Origin of the sequence: Amycolatopsis sp. Poz14 (assembly GCF_006704225.1) — a bacterium.
Classification (GTDB): Bacteria; Actinomycetota; Actinomycetes; order Mycobacteriales; family Pseudonocardiaceae; genus Amycolatopsis; species Amycolatopsis nivea.
Genome location: NZ_JACLHD010000001.1, coordinates 253,313 through 266,019, shown reverse-complemented (window position 1 = coordinate 266,019; position 12,707 = coordinate 253,313). Strand labels below are relative to the sequence as shown.

Genomic DNA, 12,707 nt, shown 5'->3' with positions numbered 1-12,707 from the left:
ATGGCCAGTCGTACGTGGAATGCGTTCACAGTGCCTGGGTTCCGGGTGGTGTGGGTCGCGGGTGTTTTGTCGACGGCGGGGGATCAGCTCGCGCGGGTCGCGCTGACGATTTTGGTGTTCCAGCGAACGGGGTCCCCGGCGTGGAGTGCCGCGACGTACGCGTTGTCGATGTTGCCCGCGTTGTTGTCCGGAGCCCTGCTGTCGTGGCTGGCTGACCGGTTCCCGCGGCGGCGGGTGATGGTGGTCTGCGATCTTGTCCGGGCGGGGCTGGTCGCGCTGATGGCCGTGCCGGTGGTGCCCTTGCCGTTGCTGGCGGTCTTGCTGGTGCTGGTGCAATTGGCGGAGGCTCCGTTCTCGGCGGCGCAGGGCGCGGTGTTGCCGGAGTTGCTCGGCGGCCGGTACGAGGCGGGCCAGACGGTGCAGCAGGTGACGAACCAGTTGTGCCTGGTCGCCGGTTTCGCCGCCGGCGCGCTGGTGGTCACCGGGGTGGGGCCGCATACCGCGCTGGCGATCGACGCGGTCACCTTCGCCGTGTCTGCGGCTCTCCTTCGCGTCGCACTGGGTCCGCACGTGCCGCCGTTGTCTCTGCCCGGCGACGCCCTCGCTTCACGGTGGCGTCGTTCCTGGCACCAGGTCGCCGGAGGGGCTGTCGTTGTGTTCGGAGATTGTCGGCTCGCGACCCTGCTGTGGCTGGGTTGGCTGGCGCTGTTCACCGTCGTCCCGGAAGGGCTCGCGGTGCCGTTCGCTCAGGAAATCGGTGTCGGCGGGGGATGGATCGGGGTGCTGCTCGCGGCCGAACCCGCCGGAGCCGTCGTCGGGGCGGTGCTGCTGAGGTTGGTGTCCCGGCGAACGCGGCTGCGGGCGTTGGGGCTGCTCGCGATCGGCACGTCAGTGCCTCTGCTTGGCTATTGGTCCGGTCCCGGCCTCGTTCCGGCGCTGATGCTGTTGTTCGGATCGGGGCTGTGCTCGGCCTACCAGGTCACCGCCGGAGCCACGTTCGTGCAGCTTGTCCCGCCCGACGTCCGGGGCCGCGCGCTCGGGTTCGCCCGCACCGGCCTGGTCGCGGGCCAAGGCCTCGGCATCGTCCTCGGCGGGCTGCTCGCCCAGTTCACCGGCCCGGCCACGGCGATCGCGGCGGCGGGGACCGCGGGAGCGCTGGTCGCGCTCGCCGCGGCTGCCGTCTGGTCCCGCCGGGAGCCCCAGGCGATCAGCGCCGTTCTTCCCGCGGAGTCCTGAACATTCGTCGTCACCAGCCCTTGTCGCGCATAGTTGACGCCTCCCTTCGCGGCTCACCGGGTACGGGACACCTGAAATGGTCCCAGCCGGGCCGGTCGGCGGCAGAGGGATGACATCGGACCGCGACGCGGCTACCGTTCGTAGACGGGTGATTACAGACGCAGCAGGCTTGGGGAGGCGCTGTGATGCACATCGGTACGCCCAGCAGAACCTGGCTGCCCGCTCGCTGGCAGGTGTGGTCCCTGCCGAGACCGGCCCGGGCGTTCGTGCTCGTCGTCGACGTCGCGGCGGTGGCCGCGGCGGTCTTGGCAGCCCGCTCCTGGCCGGCCTCCGGGCAGTGGGTGCTCGCCGGTTGGCTCGCCGGCTGCGCGGTGATCCACCTGCACGCCTCGCACGCCATCGAACGGATCCGGCGCGACCAGTCGCACTCTCCCTACGTGGACCTGTGCAGCGTATGGATCTTCGCCGGTGTGCTGACGCTGCCGCCGTTGCTCGAGCTGGGTTTGATCGCCGTGATCTACGGCCACCGCTGGGTACTGGTGAACCGATTCGACGCGCACCGGCCACCGCACCGCACCGTCTTCACCGCCGCGACCCTCGCGTTGTCCGCGACCGCGGCCACGACCGTCCTGCACGCCGCGGGCCACCCCGCCCTAGCCGGTTCGGGAACCCGGCCAGGTTGGTCCGACGTGCTGGTCATCGTCGCGGCTGCGGCCGTCCAGTGGACCGTGAACACCGTGCTCGTCGCGGTGGTCATCCACTGCACCACGACCGTCAAGCACGCCGGCGAAGCGCTGGGCAGCCGGTCGGACAACCTCCTCGAAGTCAGCCAGCTCGCCCTCGGAGTATTCGTCGCCCTCGCCCTGTGGTGGTGGCCGCAGGCGGCCCTGCTCATGATCATCCCGGTGCTGGCGCTGCATCAATGCGTCCTTCTCGACCAGCTGCGCCTCGCCGCGCGGACCGATCACCGCACCGGACTGCTGCACGCCATCGCCTGGCAGGACCAAGCCAAGGCGGAACTCGCTCGTGTCCAGGCGGAACACGGGCAGGTCGCCGTCCTGATGATCGATCTAGACTGGTTCAAGACCATCAACGACACCCACGGTCACCTGGTCGGAGACGAGGTCCTCCTCAAAGTCGCGAAAGCGATCACCACCTCGGTGCGGCGAGGTGACAGCGTCGGCCGCTACGGCGGTGAAGAGTTCGCTGTGCTTTTGCCAGGGGTCGACGAAGCCGAAACCCGCGACATCGCCGAACGCATCCGCACCCGGATCCACACCCTGAGTCTCAGCGACCCCAGCGGCCACCCCATACACCTCACCGCCACCCTCGGCGGCGCGGTCTACCCCGATCTTCCCGAAGAGAGCATCGAAGGACTGCTTCGCGCCGCCGATGCCGCGCTGTACGCCGGCAAGACCGCTGGGCGTAACCGGGTCGCCCTCGCCGCACCGTAGTGCGGGTTCTGAATCGGACCACAGCGCGGCTGGTCGGCTTGGCGGCTCAGGTGAGGTGTTTTCCTGGAAGCTTGAGCGCGCAGATAGATGCAGGCCTGTCGCAGCGAAGCACACCCTCGACACATGCGGTTTCCCCAACGCGGCAAGGCTTTCCTGCTTGGGGTGCGGGGAGAGCCCGCCGCGAACATCCGCGGGATCCCCAGATAAGCACATCCCCGCTGATCAGCGGGGATGTCGGTAGTGGTGGGCCGCCTGGGGCTCGAACCCAGAACCTACGGAGACAAAGACCAGGTCAGTGGCTGTTTCTCGTCATCTGCCGATCTTGGTCTTCACCTGCACGGCGGCGCTCCGCGGCTGATCATGCTCGGTCGCCGGTTCTCGTCGTTCGCGATCGTTTTCCGGGGGAAAACCGGGGAGATGATCATGCTCTCTGGCGGTGCCTGACGCTCGCCCGCTCAGCCCGTATCTTACCCGCCCACACTTTCCCCAACCCCGATACGAAGCTCACACGCGGTCGGTAGGGCCGGGTCAAGGCACGCTTTCCAGCCTTGACGCGGTGCTACCGACCGTTGTCACGATCAGGCTTCGGGGTGGCTCTAGGTGATGCTTCTGCGTAACAGGTGGAGCATCATCGGCGACTGTTTCCGCATGGGTGGGATGGCCGGTTCTGCTATGACGGGTCGTGCTCGCTGTTGGCGGGCGGCGCTGGGGCCTGGCACCGCTGGCGGTCGCACGGCCCGGCCGGTGGGCGGAGCGGAGCGGGAGCCCGCCGTGTCGGGATCGCGGCGGCCGCCCAGGCGAGGGGCTACGGACCGCAGCAGGCGCGCCGCCCGGCGGCGCGCCCTTGATCCCATAGAGCCAAGTTCGGCAGCGCGTCGTAACCGACTGTGTCATCACCCAAGCGCGCTTTGCGAACCCGCTACGCTGCGGCACAATTGCAACGACAGCTTGGCTGCGCAAGCCCAGAACGGACGGTCCTGATGGACAAGCAACGACGCCAGTACGAAGTGCCGCCCGTGCAAGAAGCGCTCTGCCATTTCACGTTTTCTGAGCCTCTTGGCTGGAACATGACCACTCCCGGCTTGATGTACCAGAAGATCAGCAAGGAGTATCCTGCGGAGCCAGCCCAACAGGAGCAGATACAAGCATCGGTCGGGATCAATCCGGAGAACTCAGAAACAGCAGGATTCTCGCTGAATCGAGGGCCAGTTCGGGCGGTTTTCAAGAACTCGACCGGAAAGAAGCTACTTCTGCTGGACGCCCACTCCTTTAGTGTCAATTCACTACCTTCGTACGAAGGCTGGGAGTCGCTTTTCAGGCGCGCGTCGGACGCGTTCGACGCGTTGCATGAACTGCGAATACTGACACCAGTTAAGCGTGTTGCAATACGCTACATAAACAAGATTTCCCTCCCTGTCAACGAGTTGGGTACAGATCTGCAGGATTACTTCAACCTTCCTGTTATCCCATTTCAGTCCGAGCAATCTGTTATTGCTGCTTTTATCCATCGAGTTGAATCTTTCTTGCCGGAAAAGAACGCTACGGCCATCGTGACTTTTGGATCAAGTCAGGATGACGATGGCGGGACTGGCGCGGCGTTCATTCTGGATATTGAAGTTTATCGAGACGGCGGCGAAGGTTGGACCAAAGATCAGGCGCTCGATGTGGCAGACGAACTGAAGTCTTATGAGAGCGCGGAGTTCGAGACCCTAATTACTGACTCGACTCGGGAGCTATTCAAATGACGAAGCTTTCGGCAAGGGGTGTTCGAAAGATAGCCCCTTATGCGATATCTGTCGCGGGTGTCATGCCCACCCTATTTATGGGGGCCAATGTTACAACGGTCGTCCCCGTCCGATCGATAGGGTTGAGTCGCGTTTCGCATTCCTTGACTATAGGTACTGCGCTCGCCTCGGAAGCTGACAATGAAAGTGCCCCGATAAGCTCTTCCGGGGTCGGCGACAGACTTGCCAGCGTCGCACGTGTTATTCAACGAAAAAAGTTCAATGATGCTAAAGAATTTGATTACGAAGAAGACTTCGATCACCCATTTCGGCCAGAGTCCGAATGGGTAGAAGCGGTGGTCGAAGCGGAGTATGCGGGCGGCGAGGTCAGCTTTATCTCCCTTGATTCGACCGATCTCGACCCGGAGGTCTAAGGATGGACCCTGAGGAGTTGTGGTATGGCATCGTACGAGGCGACACGCTTTCAAGCGCTGAATGCCTCGAACAGGGTGACATAATTCGAAAGTTTCCCATTACGCGAGTGGGCGAGGTATCAGTTGCGGATGCTGGAAAGCCGTCAGTTAAGGCGATGGTGACGAAAACTGATGTCATTGTATTGACCCAGTCTTGTGACATACCGAAGGTGGCGCAGAAGACCATTCTTGTTGCGGAGGTTCGCTCGTACGACAAACTTGCCGCAGAGATATCAGAGGCGAAGTCGCCTAAATGGCGGGCTAAGCTCAGCCAGGGTAATATACCTGGACTCTTTTTGCTGCATACATTTAGTGGGTCCCCGGAATTTCCTTGGTCAATTGCCAGCTTTCGCGACCTACATGTCCTTGCCAAATCTGAGGTGCTCTTAGCCTCGTCGTCCGCCGAAGAGCGACTGAGGTTGAAATCACCCTATAAAGAGCATCTGAGCCAAGGTTACGCGAGGTTCATGATGAGAGTAGGACTTCCTGTTGGGGCACCGAGCTTCGAGAGCTACACGCCGAGGCAGATCGCCTAGTTGGATGCCGCAGGGCGTCGTGAAGCGGTGGAATTGACTTTCGTACTGATAACCTGGGCACATGCGTGGTGCGGGTGATCAGCTCAGCATCGGGGAGCGTATTGCCTTCTACCGGCGGCGGCGTGGGCTGTCGCAGGCGGTGCTTGCTGACCTGGTGGGCCGCACCGAGGACTGGTTGAGCAAGATCGAGCGCGGTGAGCGGGATATCCGCAGGCTGGACGTACTGGCGGAGGTCGCGCAGGCGCTGCGGGTGACGCTCGGCGATCTGCTGGGCGAGCCGGTCCTATTGGAGGACCAGGAGAAGAACGACGATGTCCCGGCGATCCGGGATGCGCTTATGGCTCCGCGTCGGCTTTCCCGGACCTTGTTCTCTTCGGCGATGTCTCCCGAGTACATCGACCCCGCGCCGGTTGCGCAGCTGGTGGAAGGTGCCTGGTCCAGCTACCAGAACGGCGAACTCGGCCGGGTCGTCGCGGCGCTGCCCGGTCTGATCAAGACCAGCCAGGCGATGGAGGCAGCATCCTCGGATGACGCGACGTACAAGCGGGCCTGCGCGGCGGTGTCGGCCCGGGTTCACCACCTGGCCGCGACGACGCTGAGCAAGATCGGTGAAGCTGACCTCGCGTGGATCGCGGCTGAACGCGCGATGCAGGCCGCTGACGACGCGGACGATCCGCTGGTGCTGGCGTCGGCCGCGCGGTCGGGGACGCATGCGCTGCTGGCGGTGGGCCGGTTCGATGACGCGCTGGAGCTGGGCGACGTCGCGGCCAAGTGGCTGCTGCCGCGCATGGCCGAAGGTGATCCGGCGGCGTTGAGCCTCTACGGGATGCTCTACCTCCGGACCGCGGTGGCTGCGGCTCGGCATCAGGACCGGTCGACGGCGAATGACCTTCTCGGCCACGCGGGCCGGGCGGCGGACCAGCTCGGTGTGGACGCGAACTACTGGCAGACCGGGTTCGGCCCGGCCAACGTCGAGTTGCACCGCCTGTCGGCGGCGCTGGACCTCGGCGACGTCGGGCAGGTGATCGAGTCCGCTCCGCGCGTCAACGTCGACCATCTGCCGGTGGAGCGGCAGGTCACGCACCTGATCGACTTCGCGCGGGCGTTGAGCCTGGTCGCGAAGGACGACGAAGCGCTTGACGCGTTGCTGGAGGCCGAGACGAAAGCGCCGACGGTCGTCCGGCACAACACGATGGTGCGTGAGGTCGTGCGGTCGATGTATCGGCGTGCCCCGGCGTCGGCGGGAAAGAAGTCCTCGGCGCTGCTGGCGCTGGCTGAGCGCTGCGGCGCGGTGAGGTAGGCGGATGACGTCGCGTGTTCTCGGCTTGGTCGGTTCTGGTGCTGGCGGGGTCGAAGATCTGCTGCCGAAGCTGATCCGTCCTGCGCAGGCTGCGGGGTGGACGGTCGTGGTGACGCTGACTCCGACTGCTGGGCGCTGGCTGGCTGAGTCAGGTGCGTTGGCGGAGATGGAGGAGGCCACGGGTTACCCGGTGCGGGTCGAGCCGCGGTCGCCCTCGGAGCGGAGTCCGCATCCTGCGCCGGACTGCTTTCTGGTCGCGCCGGCCTCGGCGAACGTGGTCGCGAAGATGTCGCTCGGTATCGCGGACAATCAGGCGTTGACGCAGGTCAACGAGGCCATCGGCACGCTCAACCTGCCGGTCGTGGTCTTTCCGCGTGTGAACGCGGCGCATGCGCGTCAGCCGTTCTGGGAGATGCACATCGAGAACCTGCGGCGCGTCGGCGTTGACCTGCTTTACGGCGACGACGTCTGGCCGTTGCACGAACCGCGCAGCGCTCCTGGCCGGGATCTGCCCTGGTCGGCGATGCTTGACGCGATCGAGAAGGCCGTGCCGGTCGAGAGCTGAGGCAGGTCACTCTGCTGCGGCCAATCGTTCTAGACACAACCTGGCCGAACCTGATCGCGGCTCCTCATACATCCCCATTTCACGCGCTGCCTCGTCCAGCGCGCGCCAGAACGCCAAACGCGCGTTCACATCGTCGCCGATCTCGACCAGGCAGTCGAACGCCAAGCCGAATTCGTTGTGCTCGATGAAGTCGTCAGCGATGGAGAGGTCCACGTCCGGCTGGTCGCTGATGTCGGCCCGTGCTGCAGCCAGGTGGCGGCGAGTGCGGTCCCAGCTGGCGTAGAGGGTCGAGCGGTCTTCGGTCACGGGGTCATTCTGCTTGCTCCGGCGGTGCCGAGCACTCCCTTTTGACCTGCGCGAACCTACCCGGACAGTTTGTCCGGGTGATCTGCCTTACCTGGGTGTCTCCTGATCTCAGCGCGCCAGATCGGGCGTGCGGAAGCCGAGACATCGGGAGAACACACATGGGCATTCACGTGGTGATTCAGCCCCTCGTCGGATACGGCGCTGCCGTCGTGTCGCCTTCCCCTGGGGTTCGCCAGCTGGTGGCCGGGGGCGATGAGACCGCGATCGTGATCCAGGTACCGGCTCGGATCGGCGGCTTGATGGACACCGCGCGGTTTGCGCGGAGCCTCGCTGTGGCCGCTGGCGAGTTTGGCGAGTGGTGCGAGACGCAGAACCGCACCCGTACCTACTCCTCTCCTCTCGGCGACCAGTGGCCGGACGAGCGCGACTGAGCGCACAAAAACCAGAGCAGCAAAGGGAATTCAGTATGGCTATCGAAAAGGGACACCGGTTCGCGATCGACTTCGACGAGGCGTTCCCGCAGGGGCTTGTGATGGTGGGCGAGGTGATTCCGGACAACGAGTTTCAGTCGCGGGAGGATCGTGCCGCGGGTCGTCCGGTGCGTCAGCGCATTGACGAAGCGACCGGGAAGCGGCAGTGGCGGGCGGCGGTGATGGATCCGGGCGAGACGCGGGCGAAGCGGGCGTCGTTCGAGGTGACGTTCTTGGCGGATGTGCAGCCGGTGCCGACGACGGCGGAGGCTTTGCCGGGGATGCGGCCGGTGGAGTTGGAGGGTTTGACGGCTGAGCCGCGTGTCGGCGGGCAGGGCGAGTTCAAGTATCAGACGTACGTCTTCCGGGCGACGGGGTTCAAGGCTGCTGCGGGGAAGTCGTCGTCGCGGTCGACCGGTACGTCGTCTGCGTCTGGTGAGGGCAAGGCGGCGTAGATGGGTGTTCTCGTTTTGCAGACAGGCACGATCCCGGGCCGGAGGTGTGGTTGATGCGTGGCACGGAGATGGCGAGCCCGCGAGCACGCGGCCTGGGTGCGGCGTTGCGGGATGCGCGGATCGAGGCGCGGTTCGGGCTGCGGGAGTTGGCGCGGCGGATCGGGGTGAACCCGGCGTTGTTGTCGAACTGGGAACTCGGGCAGCGGGTCCCGACCCCGGAGGAGGTGTCGAACGTGCTGGGCGCGCTCGGTGTGACCGGGGAGCGTAAAGCCTGGATCATGCTGCTGGCTCACGGCGTGACGGGGCCGAGCTGGTCGTCGGTGGGGTCGCAGGCGGACCCGGCGCATTACACGATGTTGACCGCGCACGAGCGGGTGGCGAGGTCGGTGACGGTGTGGGCTCCGCTGCTGATCCCGGAGCTGTTGCAGGTGCCTGATTACGCGCGGCTGGTGTTCGGCCCGGATTTGCGGGACAAGGAGAAGCTGGAGCAGGTCGTGGAGAGCCGGATGGACCGCAACCGGATCTTGTTCGGCGCGGGCGCGGTGAAGGCGCAGATGTTCATCGGCTCGGAGGCGCTGCGGAACCATTTCGGCGACGCGGAGGTGATGCTGCGGCAGACCCGGTTTCTCAAGGACCTGATCGGGTTGTCGCGGACGATGACGATCCGGCTGGCCCCGAGCCAGGCGGTCACGGAGGAGGCGTTCAGCCGGTACACGCTGAAGGACACCTCGGACGTCGTGTACTGCCCGCATCGCGCCATGGGCGTGTTCCTGGTCGGCGACGAAGCGGCCTCGTACACGGTGACGATCGAGCGGCTTTCGGCGGCCGCGTTGTCCCCGGCGGAATCGCAGGCGCGCCTGTCGGTCGTGGTCGACCAGCTCTTGAAACAGGTGAAGGCGCAGCGGCGGGCGACTGACGCCGGGCTGAACCGGCTCCTGACCGGCGAGGAACCCGAAGACTAGCCGCAAAACCTCAGCGAGTACCCAAAAAAGCGCACGGCGACGTGTGCTGTCTTCAACGCGCCCATTTGCGCTTGGAATTGTTCCGTATAAACGCAGAACCGGCCTCTGGCTACCAACCTTCACCGGTTCTGCGCTGTCCACTGGGAAGTGAACAATGACGAACATAACCGGTTCTGGACGGCGTGCGTCAACGGGGGTCACCCGGACGCGTTGCGCCGCATGTAAAAAGTTCACTCGCCTCGTCCGGGGCGAAACGAAATGCGCTGCCTGTCAAGGGATGCTGCCGCTCGATCTCACCGCGGCTGAGGGCGGTGAGCGCCGATGAACGCGGTCGTGTTGATCGCTGTCGGCGCGGGTGTCGCGGTGGTGCTGTGGGTGCTGGCGAAGCTGGGGCGTGCGTTGGCGTCCATTGTGGAAACGCTGGCGGCGTTGGCGTTCCTGGGTTTCGCGTTCTGGACGGTGCTGCGGGCGGTCGGCTGGCTGGTGCGGCAGATCGTCACCCGCTGGCGTACCTGTCTTGCGTTGATCGTGATCGTTGTGTGGTTGCGGTGGTGGGGCTGGCTGTCTCTGACGGTCGTGCTCGTCACGCTGGCATTGATCGCGGTCGTATGGCGCGCGTTGGATGTGGTCGGGTTCGATCGGTGGTGCGGACGCTGGCTGCGAGCGTGGTGGCTGCGCTGGGCAAGGACACCCTCGAACTCTTGGAAGGCCTGCGGGACGAGCTGGAACGCCGTAAGCGGGAGTTCGCCGGGAACACCAGGGATGTGCCGTTGTCGGCGGAGTTTCCGTTGGAGCTATTGGAGTTCGACGAGATCGGCGCGTTGACCCGCTACACCGACCGCAAGACCCGCGAGGCGATCGTGGAACACGTCGCGGTTCTCAACACTCAGGGGCGGGCGTTGGGGGTGTCGGTCCGCGGCTACGTGCAGGAGCCGACCAAGGACACGGTGCCGGTGCGGGAGCTGTTCACCCGCCGCGTGTGCCTGCGCGTCACCTCCAAAAACCACGTCGGGATGGTGCTCGGCGACGGCGCGTACGAACGCGGAGCCTGGGCCAACCGCATCCCCGAGACCATGCCCGGCACCGGCTATGTGTGGGGCGAAGGCATCCGCGAACCCCTGCGGGTCCGTGCGGGCTGGGTCTCCGACGACACCGTGAAGGCGCTGGAGCAGTACGTCACCAACGGCGGCACCCACCACCTCGACCACGCACAGACCGAGGAAAGGAGGGCGGCGTGAACCGGCTCATGATCTTCCTCGACGCCATCCGGGACCACCTCGACCTGCACCAGCTCCCGCCGGTCGCGTCGCTGGACGTCACCGCGTGGTCGCGGCCGATCACGGTGCAGCTCGACGTCGACGGCCTGGCCGAGGTCGCGCGTGCGCTGCTGACGTGGGCGCACACCCTCGACGACGTCACCGCGACGTTGTGGCGGATCGCTGCGGGCGGCTGGGTGCACATCGGGATCGTCGGCCGGACGCCGTGCGGAATCCCGGTGCGCGTCTACGGAGCGGTGGTGTTCGACCCGAGCGTGTTCCCGGATCTCCCGGCCGGAGACAGGCGGCCGATGCCGGTGCAGGTGCTGCGCGGGTGGGCGTCGCGAGGGGAGGCGGCGGCCTGATGGACGGGACACGAGCCGAACGGATGCGCGCGCCGCTGGCCGATGACGTCATCAAGGCGACGGCGGAGAAGCACGGGGTGTGCGTGCGGCCGTTCACGATGGAAGTCGGCGACCAGGACACCGGAGAGTTGCGGTACGTGCCGGTGCCGTGCGGGTCCACAGTGGAATCGGTGTGCCTGCCGTGCGCGCGGAAAGCCAAGGCGCTGCGGCAAGTCCAGTGCCGCGAAGGCTGGCACATGACCGAAGAACCGGACCTCGCTGCGGACGAGCCGACCGAGGACCAGACGGAGCTATTGGCCTACCGGGCTGATCTCGTCGCTTCCTACCGCGAGGTCGCCGACACCGATCCAGCCGATGCGGAAGAGCTGCGGGACGAGATCCGTGGTGTGGACGAAGAACTTCGGCAACTCGGCGTCCGGGGCCGTCTCCCGTCGGTCGACCTGCCGACCAGGAAGGCGGTGAAACGGTCGACGAAGCGGCGGCAGGACGCACCGAACCTCCCCCGGCGCAAGGTCGCCAAGATCACCGTGGGCAGGGAGTATGCGGGGCGGTTCCGGCCGTCGATGTTCGTCACCCTGACCTGCGACACCTACGGCCCGGTCCGCGGTGACGGCTCCCCGGTCAACCCCGGTGCCTACGACTACCGGCGGGCGGCGCGGGACGCGGTGCATTTCTCTGCGTTGGTGGATCGGTGGTGGCAGAACCTGCGCCGGGTCGTGGGCTGGGACGTGCAGTACTTCGCGACCGTGGAACCGCAGAAGCGGACCGCGCCGCACCTGCACGCCGCGATCCGGGGATCGGTGCCGCACGAGGTCATCCGGCAGGTCACCGAAGCCACCTACCACCAGGTCTGGTGGCCCCGGCACGACAAGATCGTCTACACCGACCGGATGCCCGCCTGGGACGGTCCGGAGCGGGGATTTGTCGACCCCGACACCCGCCGACCCCTGCTGACCTGGGACGACGCGGTGGAGCAGGTCGAGGAACCGGCGCACGTGGTGACCTTCGGCCGCCAGGTCCACTCCAAGGGCATCCTCGGCGGCACCGAAGACGCCGGCCGCCACATCGGCTACCTGACCAAATACCTCACCAAGTCCACCGGCGAAGTGGTCGAGGCCGACACCCCGGCCCTGGCCGACCATCACGACCGGCTCCACGCCGAACTGGCCATCACGCCCTGTTCGCCTCGCTGCGCGGTGTGGCTGCTCTACGGCATCCAGCCCAAGGGAGCCAACGGAAAGACCACCCCGGGGCACTGCAAGGGCCGGGCGCACCGGCGGACCACTCTCGGCCTGCCGGGGCGTCGGGTGCTGGTGTCGCGGAAGTGGTCGGGCAAGACGCTCGTGGACCACAAGGCCGACCGCAAGGCGTTCGTCCTGGACGCGTTGGCCGCTGTCGGGATCGAGAAACCGCAACCGGACCCGGCCCGGCTCGTCTGGCGCAAGGTCGACGCCGCCGACCCGCACGTGCCACCCAGACCGCATCTCGTGATGCACGCGATCGCCGAACGCATCGCCTGGAAAGCCGAATACGACCGCGCGCTACTCGCCGCCAGTCCGCCGGAAACTTCGGCAACTCAGCTCGCGGCTTGATCGGGAAGGGGGA

Annotated in this window: 14 protein-coding genes and 1 pseudogene; 14 read left to right on the top strand and 1 reads right to left on the bottom strand. The window is 65.9% G+C overall.

Features of this window, described 5'->3' with window-relative positions; translation table 11 throughout:
* The 8 genes from FKO37_RS01420 (at position 1) to FKO37_RS01385 (ending at position 7,288) form a co-directional block, all read left to right on the top strand.
* A complete protein-coding gene (locus FKO37_RS01420) occupies positions 1-1,236 on the top strand; it encodes an MFS transporter (RefSeq protein WP_238603526.1) in 1,236 nt (411 codons plus the stop codon).
* 185 nt (positions 1,237-1,421) lie between these two features.
* Positions 1,422-2,690 carry a diguanylate cyclase gene (locus FKO37_RS01415; RefSeq protein ID WP_238608205.1) on the top strand — a complete coding sequence of 423 codons (1,269 nt, stop codon included), beginning with the start codon at positions 1,422-1,424 and terminating at the stop codon, positions 2,688-2,690.
* Between the two features lie 231 nt (positions 2,691-2,921).
* A complete protein-coding gene (locus FKO37_RS01410; protein WP_238603525.1) occupies positions 2,922-3,134 on the top strand; it encodes a hypothetical protein in 213 nt (70 codons plus the stop codon).
* A 536-nt stretch (positions 3,135-3,670) separates the two neighbouring features.
* Positions 3,671-4,435, top strand: a complete 765-nt coding sequence (locus tag FKO37_RS01405) for a TIGR04255 family protein (RefSeq protein ID WP_238603524.1) — start codon at positions 3,671-3,673, stop codon at positions 4,433-4,435.
* Positions 4,432-4,848, top strand: coding sequence for a hypothetical protein (locus FKO37_RS01400; protein WP_238603523.1), 417 nt, complete (start codon positions 4,432-4,434; stop codon positions 4,846-4,848). Before FKO37_RS01405 ends, FKO37_RS01400 begins: the two co-directional genes overlap by 4 nt.
* A gap of 2 nt (positions 4,849-4,850) precedes the next feature.
* The gene (locus FKO37_RS01395) at positions 4,851-5,423 is read left to right on the top strand and encodes a hypothetical protein (RefSeq protein WP_238603522.1); all 573 of its coding nucleotides are present in this window, start codon (positions 4,851-4,853) and stop codon (positions 5,421-5,423) included.
* A 61-nt stretch (positions 5,424-5,484) separates the two neighbouring features.
* Positions 5,485-6,723 carry a helix-turn-helix domain-containing protein gene (locus FKO37_RS01390; RefSeq protein WP_238603521.1) on the top strand — a complete coding sequence of 413 codons (1,239 nt, stop codon included), beginning with the start codon at positions 5,485-5,487 and terminating at the stop codon, positions 6,721-6,723.
* Positions 6,724-6,727: 4 nt separating this feature from the next.
* Complete coding sequence (locus tag FKO37_RS01385; protein ID WP_238603520.1) at positions 6,728-7,288, top strand: flavoprotein; 561 nt, start codon at positions 6,728-6,730, stop codon at positions 7,286-7,288.
* Positions 7,289-7,294: 6 nt separating this feature from the next.
* Here the strand turns inward: FKO37_RS01385 and FKO37_RS47075 are convergent, their stop codons facing one another.
* The gene (locus FKO37_RS47075) at positions 7,295-7,594 is read right to left on the bottom strand and encodes a MafI family immunity protein (RefSeq protein ID WP_238603519.1); all 300 of its coding nucleotides are present in this window, start codon (positions 7,592-7,594) and stop codon (positions 7,295-7,297) included.
* A gap of 158 nt (positions 7,595-7,752) precedes the next feature.
* Here FKO37_RS47075 and FKO37_RS01375 point away from each other — a divergent pair, with 158 nt between their 5' ends.
* From FKO37_RS01375 to FKO37_RS01350, 6 genes and pseudogenes are all read left to right on the top strand, one after another.
* Positions 7,753-8,025 carry a hypothetical protein gene (locus FKO37_RS01375; protein ID WP_238603518.1) on the top strand — a complete coding sequence of 91 codons (273 nt, stop codon included), beginning with the start codon at positions 7,753-7,755 and terminating at the stop codon, positions 8,023-8,025.
* A 35-nt stretch (positions 8,026-8,060) separates the two neighbouring features.
* Positions 8,061-8,519 (top strand): hypothetical protein, encoded by a 459-nt coding sequence (locus tag FKO37_RS01370; protein WP_238603517.1) that lies wholly within the window; start codon positions 8,061-8,063, stop codon positions 8,517-8,519.
* A gap of 53 nt (positions 8,520-8,572) precedes the next feature.
* Positions 8,573-9,481, top strand: coding sequence for a Scr1 family TA system antitoxin-like transcriptional regulator (locus FKO37_RS01365; RefSeq protein WP_078870342.1), 909 nt, complete (start codon positions 8,573-8,575; stop codon positions 9,479-9,481).
* A 321-nt stretch (positions 9,482-9,802) separates the two neighbouring features.
* Positions 9,803-10,719: pseudogene (locus FKO37_RS01360) on the top strand (hypothetical protein).
* Entirely contained in the window at positions 10,716-11,102 is a 387-nt protein-coding gene (locus tag FKO37_RS01355) for a hypothetical protein (protein ID WP_238603516.1), read from the top strand. The pseudogene FKO37_RS01360 and the gene FKO37_RS01355 overlap by 4 nt, the downstream one beginning before the upstream one ends.
* Complete coding sequence (locus tag FKO37_RS01350; RefSeq protein ID WP_238603515.1) at positions 11,102-12,694, top strand: helitron helicase-like domain-containing protein; 1,593 nt, start codon at positions 11,102-11,104, stop codon at positions 12,692-12,694. Before FKO37_RS01355 ends, FKO37_RS01350 begins: the two co-directional genes overlap by 1 nt.
* Positions 12,695-12,707: the final 13 nt, after the last annotated feature.

Coding starts and splice junctions, on each gene's coding strand:
- FKO37_RS01410 (WP_238603525.1), top strand. CDS start 2,922: ATGTCGGTAGTGGTGGGCCGCCTGGGGCTCGAACCCAGAACCTACGGA.
- FKO37_RS01365 (WP_078870342.1), top strand. CDS start 8,573: ATGCGTGGCACGGAGATGGCGAGCCCGCGAGCACGCGGCCTGGGTGCG.
- FKO37_RS01390 (WP_238603521.1), top strand. CDS start 5,485: ATGCGTGGTGCGGGTGATCAGCTCAGCATCGGGGAGCGTATTGCCTTC.
- FKO37_RS01415 (WP_238608205.1), top strand. CDS start 1,422: ATGCACATCGGTACGCCCAGCAGAACCTGGCTGCCCGCTCGCTGGCAG.
- FKO37_RS01375 (WP_238603518.1), top strand. CDS start 7,753: ATGGGCATTCACGTGGTGATTCAGCCCCTCGTCGGATACGGCGCTGCC.
- FKO37_RS01395 (WP_238603522.1), top strand. CDS start 4,851: ATGGACCCTGAGGAGTTGTGGTATGGCATCGTACGAGGCGACACGCTT.
- FKO37_RS01405 (WP_238603524.1), top strand. CDS start 3,671: ATGGACAAGCAACGACGCCAGTACGAAGTGCCGCCCGTGCAAGAAGCG.
- FKO37_RS01385 (WP_238603520.1), top strand. CDS start 6,728: ATGACGTCGCGTGTTCTCGGCTTGGTCGGTTCTGGTGCTGGCGGGGTC.
- FKO37_RS01350 (WP_238603515.1), top strand. CDS start 11,102: ATGGACGGGACACGAGCCGAACGGATGCGCGCGCCGCTGGCCGATGAC.
- FKO37_RS01420 (WP_238603526.1), top strand. CDS start 1: ATGGCCAGTCGTACGTGGAATGCGTTCACAGTGCCTGGGTTCCGGGTG.
- FKO37_RS01370 (WP_238603517.1), top strand. CDS start 8,061: ATGGCTATCGAAAAGGGACACCGGTTCGCGATCGACTTCGACGAGGCG.
- FKO37_RS01400 (WP_238603523.1), top strand. CDS start 4,432: ATGACGAAGCTTTCGGCAAGGGGTGTTCGAAAGATAGCCCCTTATGCG.